This window comes from Paracoccus aurantiacus (assembly GCF_007993065.1).
Lineage (GTDB): Bacteria > Pseudomonadota > Alphaproteobacteria > Rhodobacterales > Rhodobacteraceae > Paracoccus > Paracoccus aurantiacus.
The window spans coordinates 700,662-719,057 of sequence record NZ_VOPL01000001.1 but is presented as its reverse complement, the minus strand read 5'-3'; the positions used below and the strand labels follow the sequence as shown (position 1 = coordinate 719,057).

The following is an 18,396-nucleotide window of genomic DNA, read 5'->3' as shown; positions in this document are numbered from 1 at the left end:
CATGAAACTGAAGTCATCGGTGATCCCGACATCCGACGCCTTCAAGGCCAATCGCGAGGCGCATCTGGGCCTGATCGCCACCGCACGCGAGGCGGCAGAGGCCGTGCTGGCAGGCGGCGGCGAAAAGGCGATGGAACGCCATACCTCTCGCGGCAAGATGCCGCCGCGCGAACGGGTGGCAAACCTTCTCGATCCCGGCTCTCCGTTTCTGGAAATCGGCGCGACGGCGGCGCATGGCATGTATGACGGCGACGCGCCGGGCGCGGGCGTGATCGCGGGGATCGGCAAGGTTCACGGGCAGGATGTGATGGTCGTGGCCAATGACGCGACGGTCAAGGGCGGCACCTATTACCCGATGACGGTGAAGAAGCATCTGCGCGCGCAGGAGATCGCCGAGGAGTGCCATCTGCCCTGCGTCTATCTGGTCGACTCGGGCGGCGCGAACCTGCCCAATCAGGACGAGGTCTTCCCGGATCGCGATCATTTCGGGCGCATCTTCTATAATCAGGCGCAGATGAGCGCGAAGGGTATCCCGCAGATCGCGGTGGTGATGGGGTCCTGCACGGCGGGCGGGGCCTATGTGCCCGCCATGTCGGATGTAACAATCATCGTCAGGGGTCAGGGAACCATCTTTCTGGCGGGGCCGCCGCTGGTCAAGGCCGCAACCGGAGAGGTCGTCAGTGCCGAGGATCTGGGCGGCGGCGATGTTCATACCCGCCTGTCGGGCGTCGCCGATTATCTGGCCGAGGATGACGCCCATGCGCTGGCACAGGCCCGCCGCGCGATTTCGAACCTGAACCGCCACCTGCCGCAGACGGTCGTCTGGGAAAACCCGGAAGCCCCGGCCTATGACCCCGAGGAAATTTTGGGCGTTGTCCCCGGCGATCTGCGCACGCCCTATGACATCCGCGAGGTTATTGCGCGGGTGGTGGACGGGTCGCGCTTTGACGAGTTCAAGGCGCGCTACGGCGAAACGCTGGTGACAGGCTTCGCCCATATCGAAGGCTGCCCGGTCGGTATCATTGCCAATAACGGCGTGCTGTTTTCCGAGGCGGCCCAGAAGGGCGCGCATTTTGTCGAACTGTGTTCGCAGCGCGGTATTCCGCTGATTTTTCTGCAGAACATCACCGGGTTCATGGTGGGGCGCAAATACGAAAACGAAGGCATCGCGCGGCATGGGGCCAAGATGGTCACCGCCGTTGCCACCACGAATGTCCCGAAAATCACCATGCTGGTGGGCGGGTCGTTCGGCGCGGGGAACTATGGCATGTCGGGCCGAGCCTACAGCCCGCGCTTTTTGTGGACATGGCCGAACAGCCGGATCAGCGTCATGGGCGGGGAACAGGCGGCGGGCGTGCTGGCGACCGTTCGACGCGACGGGATCGAACGCAAGGGGGGCACATGGTCGGCGGAAGAAGAGGCCGAATTCAAGCGCCCGACAATCGAGATGTTCGACCGCCAGTCGCACCCGCTTTATGCCTCGGCCCGGCTTTGGGATGACGGCATCGTGGACCCACGCAAGACCCGCGACGTGCTGTCGCTGTCCCTGCGCGCCAGCCTGAACGCCCCCATCGAGCCCACACGCTTCGGCGTCTTCAGGATGTAACGATGGACCCGGTCGGCTTCACATTCGGCGACTCGCGCGAGTTGAACGAAACGCTCATCGCTCTGGTCCGCGCGGGCACGAAAACCGCCACCTGCGGCGCGCTGCGCGATTTCGACGAAGGCGAGGAAATGCCGGTGGTCGGCCGGCGTGACATCGCGCTCGACTGGGACGGCAAGCCCGCGTTGCTGATCGAAACGACCGAGGTAACAACCCTGCCGTTCAGCGAGGTCCCGCAGGATTTCGCACTGGCCGAAGGCGAGGGCTGCTTCGACGACTGGCGCCAGGCCCATATCGCCTTCTTCACCCGCAACGGGGGCTATGATCCCGATATGCTGCTGGTCTGCGAGCGCTTCCGTCTGGTTGAGGTGCTGCGATGATCCAGGTCTTGCAGGGCGATATCACCACGCTTGACGTTGACGCCATCGTCAATGCGGCCAATGAAACGCTGCTTGGCGGGGGCGGTGTGGATGGGGCGATCCACCGCGCGGCAGGGCCGGAATTGCTGGCGGAATGCCGCAGCATCGGCGGCTGCCCGACGGGTCAGGCGCGGATCACCAAGGGCTATAATCTTCCCGCGCGCCATGTCATCCACACCGTCGGTCCGGTCTGGAAGGGCGGCGGTCAAGGCGAGGATACGCTGCTGGCCTCGGCCTATCGCAACTCGCTCGAACTGGCGCGCAGCCACCGCCTGACCACCATCGCTTTCCCGGCCATCTCGACGGGCGTCTACGGCTTTCCGGCAGATCGCGCATCGCATATCGCGGTCGACATGATCCGGCGCCACGCCGCTGGGATGACCGTGACGCTCGTCGCCTTTGACGACACCGCCGCGCAAGTTCTGCGACAGGCTCTGACATGAGCCCTTCTTCTTCACCCAAATATCCCGCGGGGGTGCGGGGGCGCGAAGCCCCCGTATTGGCCCGTCAGACAAAGGAGCCGCCATGTTCCAGAAAATCCTGATCGCCAACCGGGGCGAGATCGCCTGCCGCGTTATCGACACCTGCAGGAAGCTTGGGGTGGCCACGGTCGCGGTCTATTCCGACGCCGACCGCGCGGCGCGCCATGTGGCAATGGCGGATGAGGCCGTGCATCTGGGCGGGCCGGCGCCGAAGGACAGCTATCTGCGCGGCGACGCGATCATTCAGGCAGCGAAGGATACAGGCGCGCAGGCGATCCATCCGGGATACGGGTTTCTCAGCGAAAATCCGGATTTCGTCGATGCGGTCGAGGCTGCGGGGCTGGTCTTCATCGGTCCCTCCGCCAAGGCCATTCGCGCTATGGGGCTTAAGGATGCCGCAAAGGCGCTGATGGAAAAAGCGGGTGTGCCTGTCGTGCCCGGTTATCACGGCGACAATCAGGATGCGGGTTTTCTGGCCGAACAGGCCGAACAGATCGGCTATCCGGTGCTGATAAAGGCGGTCGCGGGTGGTGGCGGCAAGGGCATGCGGCGCGTCGATGCGCCCAGGGATTTTGCCGATGCGCTCTCCTCGGCACAGGGCGAGGCGCAGACGGCATTCGGCAACCCGGATGTGCTGATCGAGAAATATATCCTCCAGCCCCGCCATATCGAAGTGCAGGTTTTCGGCGATGGTGTGCGGGCCGTGCATCTTTTCGAACGCGACTGCTCGCTGCAGCGCCGCCACCAGAAGGTGATCGAGGAAGCGCCTGCGCCCGATATGCCTGAACAGGTCCGCAAGGTCATGGGTGCTGCGGCCACCCGCGCGGCCGAGGCGATCAATTACAAGGGCGCGGGCACGATCGAATTCATCGTGGACGGATCGGACGGTCTGCGCGAGGACGGATTCTGGTTCATGGAAATGAACACCCGCCTGCAGGTCGAACATCCCGTGACCGAATTGATTACCGGCGTCGATCTGGTGGAATGGCAGCTTCGCGTCGCGTCCGGCGAACAGCTTCCGGTCAGGCAGCAGGAACTCTCGATCCACGGTCACGCCTTCGAGGCGCGGCTTTATGCCGAGGATGTGCCTGCGGGCTTTCTGCCCGCCACGGGAACGCTGGCGCATCTGGAATTTCCCGATCACGCGCGGATCGAAACCGGGGTGCGGCCCGGCGATACGATCAGCCCGTGGTACGACCCGATGATCGCCAAGGTGGTGACCTGGGGACCGACGCGCGCGATTGCGCTGCGGGCGCTGGAAACCGCGCTTGTCGATACCGAGGTTGCGGGATCTGTCACCAATGTCGATTTCCTGATCGCCCTGACCCGACATGACGGGTTCCGCAAGGGTGATGTCGATACCGGCCTGATCGGGCGCGATCTGGATGCGCTGATCGACGCCGCCGAACCCGATCCGCGCGCGCAGGCGCTTGGCGTGGTCGGGTTGGCGGGGCTGGCTGATCCGTCGGTGCAAGGTGGCATGACTTTGTGGCAGCCCTTGCGCCGGACGATTGCGTGGGAAGGCGGCGAGGCGCTGCTGGAAGTCGAAGGACCGGGTGCGGCCCGCGTGACAATCGACGGGACCGCCCACGAGGTCCGCTGGCAGGGAGAGCGCTGGTGGGTCGATGATACGCTGCGCCGCAACCGCATTGTCAGCCACGCCGCCGGGGTCAGTGTCTTTGGCGGGCGGACGGTGTCGATGAAGCCTGTGGATGCGCTTGACCGCGCCGGGGACGAGGCCGGGGGCGGGCTTACCCTGTCGCCGATGCCGGGGTTGGTCAAGGCGGTGTTTGTCGAAGCTGGCCAGCAGGTCAGCGCCGGGGACAGGCTTGCCGTGCTGGAGGCGATGAAGATGGAACACACGCTGACCGCCGCGCGCGACGGTATCGTAGCCGAGGTTCTGGCCGCCGCCGGCGATCAGGTCGAGGCAGGTGCAGCATTGATCCGGCTGGAGGAAGAGGAGGCAGCGGCATGAGCGGCTTTGTCGAAATCTTCGAAATGGGCCCGCGCGACGGCTTGCAGAACGAAAAGCGGCTGATCGATTCCTGCGACAAGATCACGCTGGTGGACCTTCTGTCGAAGGCGGGCTTCCGGCGGATTGAGGTGACAAGCTTTGTCAGTCCGAAATGGGTGCCACAAATGGGCGACGCGGCCGAGGTCATGGCCGGGATCAGGCGCGCGCCGGGTGTCAGCTATGCCGTGCTGACGCCCAACATGAAGGGCTATGAGGGCGCGAAGGCGGCCCGCGCGGATGAGGTCGCGGTCTTCACGAGCGCCTCGGAAGGGTTTGCAAAAGCCAATCTCAACGCCACCATCGACGAAAGTTTCGAACGCTTCGCGCCCATCATGGACGCCGCGAAAGCCGACGGCATCCCGGTGCGCGGCTATGTCAGCGTTGTCACGGATTGCCCCTTCGATGGACCGACCCCGCCCGAAAACGTGGCCCGCGTCGCGGCGCGTCTGGCCGCGATGGGCTGCTATGAAATCAGCCTTGGCGATACGATCGGGCAGGGGCGCCCCGAAACCATCGACGCCATGCTGGCGGCGGTGCTGGAGGAGGTGCCGGCAGAACAGCTTGCCGGGCATTATCATGATACGGCGGGGCGCGCGCTTGACAATATCGACGCCTCGCTGGCGCGCGGGCTGCGGGTGTTTGACGCCGCCGTGGGCGGTCTTGGCGGCTGCCCCTATGCGCCGGGTGCCGCCGGGAACGTGGCGACGGAACGGGTCGCCGCGCATCTGTCGCGGGCGGGCCATGACACCGGGCTGGACATGAACGCCATCACACTCGCCGCCGATTTTGCGCGCGGCATGCGCAGCACGACGGAGACATCTGCATGAGCGAATTCGATACCATACGCATCGACACCGACGCGCGGGGCGTGGCGACATTGTCGCTGGCGCGGGCCGAGAAGCATAATGCGCTTTCGGCGCAGATGCTGGCGGATCTGACCCGCGCGGCCAGCCTGCTGAGCCATGATGACGCGGTGCGCGTGGTGATCCTTGCGGCTGACGGGCCGACCTTCTGCGCGGGCGGCGATCTGGCATGGATGCGCGAACAGATCGATGCGGATGCCGAGACGCGCCGGGCGGGCGCGCGGCAATTGGCGAATATGCTGATGGCGATGAATACGATGGCCAAGCCCGTGATCGGGCGTGTGCATGGCAATGCCTTCGGCGGCGGGATCGGCATGATGTCGGTCTGCGATGTCGTCGTGGCCGCGCGGGGTGCGAAATTCGGCCTGACCGAGACAAAGCTGGGCCTGATCCCCGCGACCATCGGCCCCTATGTTCTGGCCCGGATGGGCGAGGACAAGGCGCGGCGCGTCTTCATGTCGGGCCGGCTTTTCGATGCCGAGGAAGCAGTCAGCCTGAACCTCGTGGCGCGGCTGGCCGATGCGGCCGATCTGGATGCCTTTGTCGAGGAAGAGGTCGCGCCCTATCTGCTTTGCGCGCCGGGTGCCGTGGCCGAAGCCAAGCGAATGGCCCGCACCCTTGGCCCTCGCATCGACGAAGCTGTGATAGATCACAGCATCGACAGGCTGATCGCCATGTGGGAAGGCGACGAGGCCCCCGAGGGCATCGCCGCCTTCTTCGACAAGCGCAAGCCGCGCTGGCAGCAGGGCTAGGCCGCGCGGTAGCGCTGCAGCCAGTGTGCGTAGGGCGTGGGCAGGGTGGCCCATGCCGGGTTTTCGACGCCAAGCTTCTGTGCAGCGTCATAGGGCCAGTGCGGATTGGTCAGCATCGGTCTGCCAAGCGAGATCAGATCGACAAGTTCGTCCTCGATAAGCTGGTTGGCCTGTTCGGGCTTGCTGATATACCACGAGGTCGAGGTCGGAAGTCCGGTTTCCTGCCGCACGCGCCCCGCGATGGGCGCCAGGAATGCCGGCCCCCACGGGATGTCGGCGTCCGGCGTGGAAAAGCCCATGCTGACATCGACGAGGTCCAGGCCCTCGGCCTTCAGGCTGCGGATCGTGTCGATCGCGTCGCCTAATGTTTCCTCGTCCTGCCCGTCGAATTCGATGACGCCGATCCGCGCCAGAATGGGCTTCTGTTCTGGCCAGACCTTGCGAACGGCTGCAAGTGTCTCGATCAGGAAGCGGGCGCGGTTCGCCGCGCTGCCGCCATAGGCATCGGTGCGGGTGTTGGAATGCGGCGACAGGAAGCTTTGGCCAAGATAGCCATGCGCGAAGTGCAGCATGAGACTGTCCAGTCCGATCTCGTTCGCGCGCAGGGCCGCATCGACAAAGCCCTGCTGGACGCGGGCGATATCATCCAGCGTCATCTCTCGCGGGATCTTTGGCAGATCGCCGCCAAAGGCGATTGCTGAAGGCGCGATGGTCTGCCAGCCACGCGGGTCGTTGCCCGGGATATGATTGTCCCCTTCCCACGGGGCGTTGGCACTGGCCTTGCGCCCGGCATGAGCGAGCTGGATACCCGAGGCTGCGCCCGACTTGCCAATCTCGGCGACGATGGGCGCGAGCGCTTCTGCCTGCGCGTCGTTCCACAGGCCCAGACAGCCGGGGGTAATGCGCCCCTCGGGCGTGACGCCGGTCGCCTCGATCGTGACCAGCCCCGCACCGCCGCGCGCCAGGCTGGACAGATGCGTTCTGTGCCAGTCGTTGGCCAGGCCGTCGGTTGCGGAATATTGACACATCGGCGACACCGCGATGCGGTTGCGAAGCGTCAGGCCCCTGAGCGTGAGGGAATCGAAAAGTTCGGGCATGAGAGTTCCAGTCATTCGGTACTGTTGTTCGAATATTATCGAACTATAGACTTAAGCTGGCCGATATGTCAAGATGCCGCCATGAGAGCGTTCAAGCACCCGCAGATCGAGGATGTGGCAATTGCCGATGTCCTGCATGCATTAAGCGACCCGATCCGGCTTGGAATCGTGGCGCAGCTTGCACAAGAGGGCGAGGCGAGTTGCAGCGCGCTGGATGGTGGCCGGCCGAAATCCAGCATGTCGCATCATTTCCGGGTCCTGCGCGACGCGGGGATCATCATGTCGCGCCCAGAAGGCGTGTCGCATCTGAACACGCTGCGGCGCGACGACCTGAATGATCGGTTCCCCGGTCTTCTGGACGCCGTTCTTGGGGCCGTGCGCTAGCTGGCGCGGAGCAGGCGGCCAAGCCGGGCAATGCCCTCGTCAACCAGTTCCTTTTCGTGCAGCGTGAAGCTGAGGCGGATCGTGTTGCGGCCCGTTCCGTCCGGGTGGAAGGCATGTCCGGGAACGAAGGCGATACGCTCTGTCTTCAGGGAGCGGGCAAGAAGCTCTGCACCATCTGTGCCGTCGGGCAGGGTCAGCCAGACGAACATGCCGCCTTCGGGCCGCGTCCAGGTCACACCTTCGGGCATCTCTCGGTCAAGTGCGTCCAACATCAGGTCGCGGCGGCGGCCATAGGTTTCACGCAGCGACGGGATGTGATCCGCGAAATGATCGCGGGCGACGATATGGGTGGCAATCTGGTTCAGCGTTGACGTATGCAGGTCGGCCGCCTGTTTCATCAGCACCAGCCGCCCGATGACAGACGCTGCCGCGCAGACCCAGCCGATGCGCAGACCCGGCGCGAGGGTCTTGGAGAAGGAGCCGCTATAGATTGTGCGGCAGGCGTCGATGCTGCCTTTTCGTGCGATTTCCGTGGCGAGGATCGGCGGGATCGCCGTGCCGTCATAGCGTAGCGTCTGATAAGCCGCGTCTTCGATTATGGCGATGTCCAGTTCTTCTGCCAGATCCAGCAATCGCTCGCGCCCGGCCTGATCCAGCGTGACGCCGGTCGGGTTGGCGAAATCGGCGGAGAGATAGGCGAATTTCACCCGGCCCGGCGCTGCGGCATCGTGGTAATCCTGCGCCTCGCGGTTCGATCCGGGATCGAGCCGGTCAAAGCGCGGCTCATAAGCGTTGAATGCGCCGAGCGCGCCCAGATATGTCGGCCAGCCGACAAGGGCGGTATCGCCGGGCGACAGCATCAGCTTGCCCAGATAATCCAGTGCCTGCTGCGAGCCGGAGGTGATGAGGATATTGTCGGGGGTACAGGGAACGCCGATCAGGCCCATCTGGTCGGCAATCCAGTCGCGCAGGGGGCCGTAGCCTTCGCTGACCGAATATTGCAGCGACGTTGCATATTGGCTGTCGGACAGGGCGGTGGTCATCGCGTCGCGAAACGCTTCGGCCGGGAACAGTTTCGGGTCCGGGATGCCACCCGCGAAAGATATGATGTCCGGCTGATCCAGAAGCTTCAGAAGCTCTCGGATCTCGGATGCTTTCATTCGCGACATGCGACCGGCAAGTATCTGTTCCCAATTCATGATTCGACTCCCCCAAATCGTCAGCGGAAGCGTTTGCGCAAGGCCGTAAGTAAGTCAATAGCATTGACCTGTATGGCGATGCCGCAGCGTCAGTTTCGGGTGTGCCAATCTTGAAATGCGGCGCTGATACGATTTGATCGAAGGGCGACAGTCCAGCACAAGATCATGGAGCGGCGCGATGGGGACCGAGACGATGCAGGCATTCGCGATGACGAAATATGGCGGCCCTGAGGTCGCCGAACTGCGCGAGATGCCGAAGCCAGCGCCCGGCGCTGGCGAGGTGCTGGTCCGCGTCCATGCCGCGGGGCTGAACCCGGTCGACTACAAGATCCGCGAGGGTGGCCTGAAGGCGATCCTGCGCTTTCCGCTGCCCGCCGTGATGGGCAACGAAATTTCGGGCGTGGTCGAGGCGCAGGGTGAGGGGGCGAGCCAGTTCCCACCGGGAACGCGGGTCTTTGCGCGGATGCCGAAGGACCAGATGGGCGCATTTGCCGAATATGCGGTTCTGCCGGAAAAATTCGTGGCTCGTGTCCCCGACGGGGTCGATATGGTGGCGGCGGCAGGTGTGCCACTTGCCGGGCTGACCGCCCTTCAGGCGCTGCGCGACGAGCTGCATCTGACGCCGGGCAGCCGCGTGTTCATTCCCGCAGGTGCGGGCGGGGTCGGCACATTTGCGATTCAGATCGCGAAATGGCTGGGGGCAGAGGTCGTGACCACGGCGTCGCCGCGCGGTCGCGAATTGGTTGAGCGGCTCGGTGCCGACGAGATCATCGACTACACCACGGAAAAGTTTCAGGACCGGCTGAGCGGACTGGGCGGCGTCTTTGACCTGTTGGGTGGGGATGATCTGCTGGCCGCATTCGATGTGGTCAAACCGGGCGGCAAGGTCGTCTCGATCGCGGGCCTGCCAGAGCCGGTGACGGCGCGTAAGGATCTGGGACGTGGACCACTTCTGACCGCAGCGTTCTGGTTTGTTTCCAGAAAGTTAAGGAAAGAAGCCAGAAAGCGAGACGTCACCTATCGGTTCCTGTTCATGCACCCGAGCGGACCGGAACTGGCTGAACTTGCCACACTGGTCGAGGCAGGAAAGATCGAGCCGGTGATCGACAGGGTCTTTCCCTTCGCACAGATGAAAGAGGCTATGGCCTATCTGGAATCCGGGCGTGCCAAGGGCAAGGTCGTCGTGCAGATGGCGGAAGAATAGGTCGCAGCGCCTGCATCGACAGGGCAGCGCGACATTGCGCGTTGCCCGCCTCGCGTGTATCACGGCTGAAATTTCGGGCAGAGCGAGGAAGATGCCGATGCGCAGGGTTGTTGTCACCGGGCTGGGAATGGTCACGCCGCTGGCTTCTGGCGTGGAAGAAACCTGGGGCCGTCTTCTGGACGGTCAGTCCGGTGCCGGGCCGATAACGCGGTTCGACGCCGAGAACGTGGTGACGAAATATGCCTGCGAAATTCCGTTTGGCGACGGAACGGATGGCAGTTTCAATCCTGATGACTGGATGGAGCCGAAGGACCGCCGCAAGGTCGATGATTTCATCCTTTACGGGATGGCGGCTGCCGTGCAGGCGGTGCGCGACGCCGGGATCGAGGATTTGCCAGAGGACGAGAAGCTGCGCGCCGGCGTGATGATCGGATCGGGCATTGGCGGGCTGACATCTATTGCGGAAACGGCCGTTCTGATCAAGGAAAAGGGGCCGAAGCGGGTGTCTCCGTTCTTTATCCCCGGCTCCCTCATAAACCTGATCTCGGGTCAGGTGTCGATCCGTTTCGGCCTGAAGGGGCCAAACCATTCCGTCGTGACGGCCTGTTCGACCGGGGCGCATGCGATCGGCGATGCGGCGCGGCTTATCATGCTGGGCGATGCCGATATCATGGTCGCAGGCGGCGCTGAAAGCCCGATCAGCGAGATCGGAATCGCGGGTTTCAACGCGTGCAAGGCGCTGTCCACGAAACGTGGCGACGACCCGCAGGCGGCCAGCCGGCCCTATGACGATGACCGCGACGGCTTTGTGATGGGCGAAGGCGCAGGTGTCGTCGTGCTGGAGGAATATGAACACGCCAAGGCGCGCGGCGCGAAAATATATGCCGAGGTGCTGGGATACGGGCTGTCCGGCGACGCCTATCACATCACCGCGCCAAGCGAGGACGGTGATGGCGGCTATCGCGCAATGCAGAACGCGCTGAAGAATGCCGGGCTGGAACCCGCCGATGTCGACTATGTGAATGCACATGGCACCTCGACCATGGCAGATACGATCGAACTGGGCGCGGTCGAGCGTCTGCTGGGTGATCATGCCAAGGATGTAACCATGTCGTCGACGAAATCATCTATCGGGCACCTTCTGGGCGCCGCCGGTGCGGTCGAGGCGATTTTCTGCATCCTCGCCGTGCGCGACCAGATCGCGCCGCCGACGATCAATCTGGACAATCCTGCGGTCGAGCCAAAGCTCGATCTTGCCGCGAACGCAGCCGTGCGGCGCAAGATTGACGTCGCCCTGTCCAACAGCTTCGGTTTTGGCGGCACGAATGCCAGCCTGATCGTGGGCAAGGTGCGCGACTGATGTGGAAGAATATCGCCTCTACCTTCCTGACGCTCGCGGTGGTTCTGCTGATCGCGGTTGCAGCGTTGGTGGCGTGGGGAAAGACGCAATATACGGGACCGGGCCCGGCGCAGGTCGCGCAATGCGTGCAGGTCGCACGCGGGGCCAGCCTGTCCGCCGTGTCAAAGACGCTGGCCGAGCAGGGCGCAATTTCGAACGCCTATATTTTCCGCACCGGGGCAGATGCCGCCGGAAAGTCGCGCGATCTTAAATTCGGATCTTACCTCGTGCCGCCGCAGTCGAGCATGGAGGATATTGTCGGCGTCATCACCGCAGGCGGTCCATCGACATGCGGCACCGAGGTGATTTACCGCGTCGGCGTGCGGGCGGATTCGGTCGTGCTGCGGGACATCAACCCGGAAACGGGCGCCTATGAGGAGCGGGTGAAATACGATCCCGCAACCGAACAAGTCCCGGAGGCGATCGCCAAGGCTGAGGAACAGGCCGATGCCAGACTGCGCGTGGCAATCGCCGAGGGCGTGACGAGCTGGCAAGTTGTCGAGGGTTTGAAGCGGGCGGATTTCCTGTCGGGTGACGTCGGCTCGGTCCCGGCCGAGGGGACGCTGGCACCCGACAGCTACGAGGTCGCGAAGGGCGCGGATCGCGCCGCCCTGCTGGCCGAGATGGAGCAGCGCCAGTCGGCGATACTTCAGACGGCCTGGGATGCACGGCCATTTGGGCTTCCCTACGAAAACCCTGAACAGGCGCTTATCATGGCCTCGATCGTAGAGAAGGAGACCGGCATCCCCGACGAGCGCGCCACCGTGGCCAGCGTCTTCGTCAACCGGCTTGAACAGGGCATGCGTCTGGAGACCGATCCGACCGTCATCTATGGCGTGACGGAAGGGCGCGGCGTGCTCGATCGCGGTCTGCGCCGGTCGGAACTGTCGCGCCGGACGGATTGGAACACCTATCAGATCGACGGGCTGCCAAAGACACCGATTGCCAATCCCGGTCGGGCCGCCATTGAGGCTGCCCTTAACCCGGCAGAAACGGATTATGTGTTCTTCGTCGCCGACGGCACTGGCGGGCACCAGTTCTCGCGCACTTTGGAAGAGCATAATGCCGCCGTTGCACGCTGGCGCGAAATCGAGGCGCAGCAGGGAAGCGGCGGCTGATCCTGACGGGTCCTTCCTGTACTGATCATCCCCGCGCGGAACTTCCGGGCGGGGATTTTGGTTGATGGGAAAGCCGTTCGCGGCGTTCAGTTTTCAACCACGGAGTCTCGATATGAAACTTTCGGATATGTTTGCCAGCCTGTCCCGCAACGCGCAGGAGCTGGAGAAACGCGCCGCCAAATGGCAGGAAGAACTGGGCAATCGCAGCGATGAAATGATCGACAGCGCGAAAACCTGGATGGCCAATGCCCAGAAGCGGGACAATGATCTGCAAGAACAGGTGAAGAACTATTTCAACGACGCCAGCGAGCAGGTGAAGGCGCAGTGGGATACCGCCAAGGCCGAGTGGGATGGCGAGGTCGCCAAGCTGAAGGCCAAGGGCGAGGAGGTTCGCAAGAAGGCAGAAACCATGCAGGCCGAGGATACTGCCGATTGGTACGAGGCCTATGCCGCGAATATGGTCGCATATGCGCAGCAGGTTCAGGACGAGGCTGCGAATGCCGTGGCCGCCGCCAACGAGGCCCGTGCGAAAGCGGAAGACACGAAATCTGCCTGAGCGGCTGTGACACGGAATCGCGCGCTGTTATGTCGCGCGATTCTGCCGTCTCGCGGCCTGAATCGCGACTGTTTCTGGCAAGTGTTGCGTGACGAGCGCTTGGGTGTTGCGCAAATTAAGTAGCTGTGTCTACTTATATAAATTGATCTACGTTGCAACCATAGGTTTAATCATTGACTTGGCGAACGGTCTAAAGTAGAAAGTTTACATGCTGGGAGAAATGGGCAAGCCGCCGGGTCACTGACCTTGGGCGGCTTTTTCGTTTCTTGGCTCGTGCGGACAGATCACGAGGCGGGGCATGACTGGATGACAGTGAATTTCGATCCGGGGAAGGAACAGCCAGAGGGGCCGTTCCTGCCCCAATCGGCCATGGAAGACATCGATATTGCGGGACAGCTGTTTCGCGATTGCGCGGAAGATCTGACCCGGCTGCAGCACAAGTTGCGGGCCGGTGAGGTGGGCGAGCTGAAAGACGCGGTCAAAGTCGCGCGAGAGCTTCGTTCCGCCACGCAGATGATGCTGGAGGAAAGGAACAAGGTTGAAAAACTTCGCAAGGACATTGCAGGAAGCGTCGGGGACGGCTGTTTCGACCTCGACGCCGCCAGAGATGAAATCGGGCGCCGCCTGGCTTGCCTCCGCCGCGCCGGGGGAAGTTGACGAGTTTTTGTCAGGGCTGAGCGACAACGCGCTGGCAAGTCTGCCCTGGATTTTCGAGTTCTGGGCGTTGCCGCATCAATTGCCGCCAGCGGGCGACTGGAAGAGCTGGGTGATTATGGGTGGGCGTGGCGCGGGGAAAACCCGCGCCGGGTCCGAATGGGTGCGCCGCAAGGTCGAAGGCGCGACGCCGGAAGCGGCGGGGGAATGCAGCCGCGTGGCGCTGATCGGGGAAACCTTCGATCAGGTGCGTGAGGTGATGGTGTTCGGTGATAGCGGCATCCTTGCCTGCTCTCCGCCCGACCGGCGGCCCGTCTGGGAAGCCTCGCGCCGTCGGCTGGTCTGGCCGAACGGGGCGGTTGCGACGGCGTTTTCGGCGCATGAACCGGAGGCCCTGCGAGGCCCGCAATTCGATGCGGCCTGGGTTGACGAACTGGCCAAGTGGAAAAAGGCCGAGGATAGCTGGGACATGCTGCAATTCGCACTGCGGCTTGGCCGCCATCCCCAGCAGGTCATCACGACCACGCCAAGGAATGTGGAGGTGCTGAAGCGTATCCTGCAAAGCGCGTCCACCGTAACGACGCACGCGCCCACGGACGCAAACCGGGCCTATCTGGCGGAAAGCTTTCTGGCCGAGGTTGAAAGCCGATATGGCGGCACGCGGCTTGGGCGGCAGGAACTGGACGGCATGCTTCTGGAGGATGTCGAGGGTGCGCTGTGGACAACGCAGATGATCGAAGCGTGTCGCGTCGACCGCCTGCCGGCGCTGGATCGCGTCGTTGTGGCGCTTGATCCGGCGGTGACTGGCGGGGCGGAATCTGATGAGTGCGGGATCGTCGTTGCCGGTGTCGCCATGACGGGAGAGCCGAAGGATTGGCGCGCCTACGTGATCGAAGATGCGACGATACGCGGCGGACCAACTGACTGGGCGCGCGCCGCGATTGCGGCGATGGACCGGCACAAGGCTGAAAAACTGGTGGCCGAGGTCAACCAGGGCGGCGATCTGATCGAAAGCGTTATCCGCCAGATCGACCCGCTGGTGCCGTTCCGCGCGCTGAGGGCCGGGCGCGGCAAGGCGCTTCGCGCCGAGCCCGTCGCAGCGCTCTATGAACAGGGCCGTATCAGGCACTTGCGTGGTCCCTCGCTAGGCGCGCTGGAGGACCAGATGTGCAGGATGAGCCTGCGCGGCTATGAGGGCAGGGGATCGCCCGACCGGCTCGACGCGCTTGTCTGGGCGGTTCACGAGCTGATGATCGAGCCCGCGCAGGGCTTCAGGCGACCGCAGATGCGAAGCCTCTAGAGGCTTTCCAGACGATATTGACGCGAAGGGCTGTCCTGCGGGGCGGCCTTTTTTCATGAACAGAGACGGAGGCGAGGCATGGCGTTTCGTTTGTTTTCACGGCAGCCCGACGCGGCGCCGGCACTGGAAAGAAAGGCAAGCGCAACCGGGCGCATCGCCGCTTTGGCGGCGGGGGCCGGTCGGGTCATCTGGTCGGCGCGCGATACCGGCACGCTGACGCGGGGCGCGTTCATCGGCAACCCGGTCGGCTTTCGCGCCGTCCGCCTGATTGCCGAGGCGGCGGCCGCGGTGCCGCTGGTTTGCCAGGATTCCGAGCGGCGCTATGACACCCACCCGGTCATGGAACTGCTGCGGCGACCCAATCCGGGGCAGGGCAGGGCAGAGCTGTTCGAGGCGCTGTTCGGGCAGATCCTTCTGAGCGGCGACGGCTATCTGGAAGCCGTCGGGACCGGCGAGGGCATGCCTGCGGAACTGCATGTGCTGCGATCCGACCGGATGAGCGTGGTGCCCGGCCCTGACGGCTGGCCGGTTGCCTTCGAATATGCGGTCGGCGGTCGCAAACACCGTTTCGATATGATGGGCAGCCCGGACCCGATCTGTCACATCAAAAGCTTCCATCCCAGCGACGACCATTATGGTCTGTCGCCCCTGCAGGCGGCGGCTGTGGCGGTGGACGTCCATAACAGCGCCTCGGCCTGGTCGAAGGCCCTGCTGGACAATGCCGCCCGGCCGTCGGGCGCTATCGTCTACAAGGGGCCGGACGGGCATGGGAACCTGTCGGCAGAACAGTATGACCGGTTGGTCATCGAGATGGAGAGCCACCATCAGGGCGCGCGCAATGCCGGGCGCCCGATGCTGCTGGAGGGCGGTCTGGACTGGAAACCGATGGGGTTTTCGCCGTCCGACATGGAATTCCATCAGACCAAGCAGGCTGCGGCGCGAGAGATTGCGCAGGCCTTTGGTGTCCCGCCAATGCTGATCGGCATTCCGGGCGATGCGACTTACGCGAATTATGCTGAGGCGCACCGGGCCTTCTATCGCCTGACGGTCTTGCCGCTGGTGACGCGTGTCGCGGCATCTGTCGCGTGGTTCCTGTCCGAGCATCTGGGGGCCGAGGTCGATCTGCGCCCGGATCTCGATCAGGTGCCGGCACTGGCCGAGGAGCGCGATCAGCAATGGGCGCGTGTGGGCGCCGCCACATTCCTGAGCGATGCAGAAAAACGCGCGGCACTTGGGCTGCCGCCATTGGCGGAAGGCTGAGATGGAGGGGTCGCGTTTTGTGGAGGACCCGCATCATCACCGCTTCGAGGCGCAGGAACGCGTGATGGCGCTGCAATTCGGCGCGGTCGACAAGCGGCTGGAGCGGATCGAGGCGCTGATCGAAGGTCTGGAGAAGCGGCTGTGGATGACGGTTTACGGCGTGGTCGGGGTGATCCTGACGCAGGCCGTGCAGTCGATCCTTGAATTTGCACCGAAAGGAGGCTGACCGATGGAAAGCGGTCTGGAGCTGAAATTTGCCGGCGGCAAGCCGGTGATGACCGAGGGGTCGGTCATCGAAGGTTATGCGAGCCGCTTTGGCGTCCCCGATCAGGGTGGCGACATCGTGGCGAAGGGTGCGTTCGGTGCCTCGCTTGCCAGGCTTGCCGCCAGGGGGGACAAGGTGCGGATGCTGTGGCAGCACGATCCCACCAAGCCGATAGGCGTCTGGGATGAGATCCGCGAGGATGCCACCGGGCTGTGGGTCAAGGGGCGGCTTTTGCACGATGTGGCGCTGGCGCGCGAGGCTGCGACCCTGATCGAGGCAGGCGCGATTGACGGGCTGTCCATCGGCTATCGCACCATCCGTGCCGAAAAGGACCAGAAGGCACGCAGGCTGCTTTGCGAGGTCGAGCTTTGGGAGGTGTCGCTGGTGACGTTCCCGATGCTGCCCGAGGCGAAGCTTGGCGCGAAAGCAGATCACGAGATGGAATTCGCCGCAGCGCTGATCGCTGCGACGGAGGCGCTGCGCGGCTGATCCCGCACAGACCGTAAGGGTTCGGGCGGTGCCTGTCGCACCACCCGCACGAACCGGGGCCAGACCCCGATTACCGATGAGGAGACGCTGATGAGCGAGGTCAAGACGGGGGCGCAGGCCGCCCCCGGCGAGTTGAAGGGTGCGCTTCTGGGGTTTGTCGATGAACTCCGGAACTACCGCCAGGATATCCAGAAGAAACTCGATGCACAGGATGAACGCATGAGCATGTTCGAACGCAAAAATGCCTTTCGCGCCCGTAGCCCGCTGTCAACGGAGGCGGCGACCGAAGTTCCCCATCAGAAGGCATTCAATGACTATCTTCGCAGCGGCGACGACGCCGGCCTGCGCGGTCTCGCGATCGAGGAAAAGGGTCTGACCGCCGCCGGCGATGGCGGCTTTCTGGCCGCACCGCAGGTTGAGGCAATCGTGCAGAGTTCGCTGAGCAATGCGGTCTCGCTTCGTGCTCTTGCGAATGTGGTTGCTGTCGAGGCGTCAAGCTATGACGTGCTGGTCGATCGCGACGACATGGTGACGGGCTGGGCATCCGAGGACAGCACCACCGAGACGGCATCTGCAGGCGTCGAACGGATCTCGATCCCGCTGCACGAGCTCTCTGCCATGCCGAAGGCCAGCCAGCGACTGCTGGACGACGCCGCATTCGATGTCGAGACCTGGCTGGCAGACCGGATAGCCGAGAAGTTCGCCCGAGCCGAGGCACACGCCTTCCTGCGCGGCGACGGTCTGGAAAAGCCGATGGGCATTCTGAACGCCGATACCGACACCTCCGGCAAAGGCGCGATCGGCAGCATCGGCGAATTGTCGACCGGGGTTTCGGGCGGGTTCGCGGCCGATACCGCCGCAGAGGTGCTGATCGATCTCGTCTATGCGCTGCCCGCCGCGCATCGCGCCAATGCTACCTTTATCATGAGCTCGAAAACCGCGGCGACTGTGCGGAAGCTGAAGGACGGCGATGGCCGGTTCATCTGGGCTGACAGCCTTGCTGCGGGCGAACCCGCGCGCCTGCTCGGCTATCCGGTGATGCTGGCCGAGGAGATGCCGGAAATCGCGGCCGACAGCCACTCGATCCTGTTTGGCGATTTCAAGGCTGCCTACACCATCGTGGAACGGCCCGAGCTGCGTGTGCTGCGTGACCCGTTCTCTGCCAAGCCGCATGTCCTGTTCTACGCCACCAAGCGCGTCGGCGGCGGTCTGGTCGATGGCCGTGCCGTCAAGGTTCTGAAGTTCGGCGCCTGATCCAAAGGGCGATCGAGGGCCGCGCCGGCTGTCACCTGCCGGTTCAGCAACTGTCCGCGCATGCCCAGGCTGGCATGCCGGCGC

Annotated in this window: 19 protein-coding genes; 17 read left to right on the top strand and 2 right to left on the bottom strand. The window is 63.9% G+C overall.

Features of this window, described 5'->3' with window-relative positions; all coding sequences use genetic code 11:
• The first annotated feature begins 1 nt into the window (after position 1).
• The 6 genes from FQV27_RS03505 (at position 2) to FQV27_RS03480 (ending at position 6,133) form a co-directional block, all read left to right on the top strand.
• Positions 2-1,606, top strand: a complete 1,605-nt coding sequence (locus FQV27_RS03505; RefSeq protein ID WP_147096409.1) for a carboxyl transferase domain-containing protein — start codon at positions 2-4, stop codon at positions 1,604-1,606.
• 2 nt (positions 1,607-1,608) lie between these two features.
• Complete coding sequence (locus tag FQV27_RS03500) at positions 1,609-1,983, top strand: ASCH domain-containing protein (protein ID WP_147096408.1); 375 nt, start codon at positions 1,609-1,611, stop codon at positions 1,981-1,983.
• Positions 1,980-2,465, top strand: a complete 486-nt coding sequence (locus FQV27_RS03495; protein ID WP_147096407.1) for an O-acetyl-ADP-ribose deacetylase — start codon at positions 1,980-1,982, stop codon at positions 2,463-2,465. Before FQV27_RS03500 ends, FQV27_RS03495 begins: the two co-directional genes overlap by 4 nt.
• Before the next feature lie 82 nt (positions 2,466-2,547).
• Positions 2,548-4,479 carry an acetyl-CoA carboxylase biotin carboxylase subunit gene (locus FQV27_RS03490; protein ID WP_147096406.1) on the top strand — a complete coding sequence of 644 codons (1,932 nt, stop codon included), beginning with the start codon at positions 2,548-2,550 and terminating at the stop codon, positions 4,477-4,479.
• Positions 4,476-5,345, top strand: a complete 870-nt coding sequence (locus tag FQV27_RS03485) for a hydroxymethylglutaryl-CoA lyase (RefSeq protein WP_147096405.1) — start codon at positions 4,476-4,478, stop codon at positions 5,343-5,345. The genes FQV27_RS03490 and FQV27_RS03485 overlap by 4 nt, the downstream gene beginning before the upstream one ends.
• On the top strand, positions 5,342-6,133 hold the full coding sequence (locus FQV27_RS03480; RefSeq protein ID WP_147096404.1) for a crotonase/enoyl-CoA hydratase family protein: 792 nt from the start codon (positions 5,342-5,344) through the stop codon (positions 6,131-6,133). Before FQV27_RS03485 ends, FQV27_RS03480 begins: the two co-directional genes overlap by 4 nt.
• Here the strand turns inward: FQV27_RS03480 and FQV27_RS03475 are convergent.
• On the bottom strand, positions 6,130-7,245 hold the full coding sequence (locus tag FQV27_RS03475; protein ID WP_281290014.1) for an NADH:flavin oxidoreductase/NADH oxidase: 1,116 nt from the start codon (positions 7,243-7,245) through the stop codon (positions 6,130-6,132). The genes FQV27_RS03480 and FQV27_RS03475 overlap by 4 nt on opposite strands.
• A gap of 66 nt (positions 7,246-7,311) precedes the next feature.
• Here FQV27_RS03475 and FQV27_RS03470 point away from each other — a divergent pair, with 66 nt between their 5' ends.
• Positions 7,312-7,614, top strand: a complete 303-nt coding sequence (locus FQV27_RS03470) for an ArsR/SmtB family transcription factor (protein ID WP_147096403.1) — start codon at positions 7,312-7,314, stop codon at positions 7,612-7,614.
• Here FQV27_RS03470 and FQV27_RS03465 read toward each other — a convergent pair.
• Positions 7,611-8,813: an aminotransferase-like domain-containing protein gene (locus FQV27_RS03465; RefSeq protein WP_147096402.1), complete on the bottom strand. Its 1,203-nt coding sequence runs from the start codon at positions 8,811-8,813 to the stop codon at positions 7,611-7,613. The two genes, FQV27_RS03470 and FQV27_RS03465, sit on opposite strands and share 4 nt — an antisense overlap.
• Positions 8,814-8,991: 178 nt before the next feature.
• On the opposite strand from FQV27_RS03465, the gene FQV27_RS03460 reads away from it, so the two are divergent.
• The 10 genes from FQV27_RS03460 (at position 8,992) to FQV27_RS03415 (ending at position 18,312) form a co-directional block, all read left to right on the top strand.
• The gene (locus tag FQV27_RS03460; protein WP_222611653.1) at positions 8,992-10,017 is read left to right on the top strand and encodes an NADP-dependent oxidoreductase; all 1,026 of its coding nucleotides are present in this window, start codon (positions 8,992-8,994) and stop codon (positions 10,015-10,017) included.
• 97 nt (positions 10,018-10,114) lie between these two features.
• Positions 10,115-11,377 carry a beta-ketoacyl-ACP synthase II gene (gene fabF, locus FQV27_RS03455; protein WP_147096401.1) on the top strand — a complete coding sequence of 421 codons (1,263 nt, stop codon included), beginning with the start codon at positions 10,115-10,117 and terminating at the stop codon, positions 11,375-11,377.
• A complete protein-coding gene (gene mltG, locus FQV27_RS03450; RefSeq protein ID WP_147096400.1) occupies positions 11,377-12,534 on the top strand; it encodes an endolytic transglycosylase MltG in 1,158 nt (385 codons plus the stop codon). Before fabF ends, mltG begins: the two co-directional genes overlap by 1 nt.
• Positions 12,535-12,646: 112 nt before the next feature.
• Positions 12,647-13,090, top strand: coding sequence for a hypothetical protein (locus tag FQV27_RS03445; RefSeq protein ID WP_147096399.1), 444 nt, complete (start codon positions 12,647-12,649; stop codon positions 13,088-13,090).
• Between the two features lie 369 nt (positions 13,091-13,459).
• The gene (locus FQV27_RS03440; protein ID WP_246132983.1) at positions 13,460-13,747 is read left to right on the top strand and encodes a permease; all 288 of its coding nucleotides are present in this window, start codon (positions 13,460-13,462) and stop codon (positions 13,745-13,747) included.
• Positions 13,698-15,044, top strand: a complete 1,347-nt coding sequence (locus tag FQV27_RS03435; protein WP_147096397.1) for a DNA-packaging protein — start codon at positions 13,698-13,700, stop codon at positions 15,042-15,044. Before FQV27_RS03440 ends, FQV27_RS03435 begins: the two co-directional genes overlap by 50 nt.
• A gap of 78 nt (positions 15,045-15,122) precedes the next feature.
• Positions 15,123-16,304 carry a phage portal protein gene (locus FQV27_RS03430; RefSeq protein WP_147096396.1) on the top strand — a complete coding sequence of 394 codons (1,182 nt, stop codon included), beginning with the start codon at positions 15,123-15,125 and terminating at the stop codon, positions 16,302-16,304.
• A gap of 1 nt (position 16,305) precedes the next feature.
• A complete protein-coding gene (locus tag FQV27_RS03425; RefSeq protein ID WP_147096395.1) occupies positions 16,306-16,530 on the top strand; it encodes a GTA head formation protein, RCAP_rcc01685 family in 225 nt (74 codons plus the stop codon).
• 3 nt (positions 16,531-16,533) lie between these two features.
• Positions 16,534-17,058: an HK97 family phage prohead protease gene (locus tag FQV27_RS03420; protein WP_147096394.1), complete on the top strand. Its 525-nt coding sequence runs from the start codon at positions 16,534-16,536 to the stop codon at positions 17,056-17,058.
• 90 nt (positions 17,059-17,148) lie between these two features.
• Entirely contained in the window at positions 17,149-18,312 is a 1,164-nt protein-coding gene (locus FQV27_RS03415; protein WP_147096393.1) for a phage major capsid protein, read from the top strand.
• Positions 18,313-18,396: the final 84 nt, after the last annotated feature.

Bases quoted from the DNA above. Each gene is read 5' to 3' on its own strand.
- FQV27_RS03505 (WP_147096409.1), top strand. From the start codon at position 2: ATGAAACTGAAGTCATCGGTGATCCCGACATCCGACGCCTTCAAGGCC.
- FQV27_RS03500 (WP_147096408.1), top strand. From the start codon at position 1,609: ATGGACCCGGTCGGCTTCACATTCGGCGACTCGCGCGAGTTGAACGAA.
- FQV27_RS03495 (WP_147096407.1), top strand. From the start codon at position 1,980: ATGATCCAGGTCTTGCAGGGCGATATCACCACGCTTGACGTTGACGCC.
- FQV27_RS03490 (WP_147096406.1), top strand. From the start codon at position 2,548: ATGTTCCAGAAAATCCTGATCGCCAACCGGGGCGAGATCGCCTGCCGC.
- FQV27_RS03485 (WP_147096405.1), top strand. From the start codon at position 4,476: ATGAGCGGCTTTGTCGAAATCTTCGAAATGGGCCCGCGCGACGGCTTG.
- FQV27_RS03480 (WP_147096404.1), top strand. From the start codon at position 5,342: ATGAGCGAATTCGATACCATACGCATCGACACCGACGCGCGGGGCGTG.
- FQV27_RS03475 (WP_281290014.1), bottom strand. From the start codon at position 7,245: ATGACTGGAACTCTCATGCCCGAACTTTTCGATTCCCTCACGCTCAGG.
- FQV27_RS03470 (WP_147096403.1), top strand. From the start codon at position 7,312: ATGAGAGCGTTCAAGCACCCGCAGATCGAGGATGTGGCAATTGCCGAT.
- FQV27_RS03465 (WP_147096402.1), bottom strand. From the start codon at position 8,813: ATGAATTGGGAACAGATACTTGCCGGTCGCATGTCGCGAATGAAAGCA.
- FQV27_RS03460 (WP_222611653.1), top strand. From the start codon at position 8,992: ATGGGGACCGAGACGATGCAGGCATTCGCGATGACGAAATATGGCGGC.
- fabF (WP_147096401.1), top strand. From the start codon at position 10,115: ATGCGCAGGGTTGTTGTCACCGGGCTGGGAATGGTCACGCCGCTGGCT.
- mltG (WP_147096400.1), top strand. From the start codon at position 11,377: ATGTGGAAGAATATCGCCTCTACCTTCCTGACGCTCGCGGTGGTTCTG.
- FQV27_RS03445 (WP_147096399.1), top strand. From the start codon at position 12,647: ATGAAACTTTCGGATATGTTTGCCAGCCTGTCCCGCAACGCGCAGGAG.
- FQV27_RS03440 (WP_246132983.1), top strand. From the start codon at position 13,460: ATGGAAGACATCGATATTGCGGGACAGCTGTTTCGCGATTGCGCGGAA.
- FQV27_RS03435 (WP_147096397.1), top strand. From the start codon at position 13,698: ATGAAATCGGGCGCCGCCTGGCTTGCCTCCGCCGCGCCGGGGGAAGTT.
- FQV27_RS03430 (WP_147096396.1), top strand. From the start codon at position 15,123: ATGGCGTTTCGTTTGTTTTCACGGCAGCCCGACGCGGCGCCGGCACTG.
- FQV27_RS03425 (WP_147096395.1), top strand. From the start codon at position 16,306: ATGGAGGGGTCGCGTTTTGTGGAGGACCCGCATCATCACCGCTTCGAG.
- FQV27_RS03420 (WP_147096394.1), top strand. From the start codon at position 16,534: ATGGAAAGCGGTCTGGAGCTGAAATTTGCCGGCGGCAAGCCGGTGATG.
- FQV27_RS03415 (WP_147096393.1), top strand. From the start codon at position 17,149: ATGAGCGAGGTCAAGACGGGGGCGCAGGCCGCCCCCGGCGAGTTGAAG.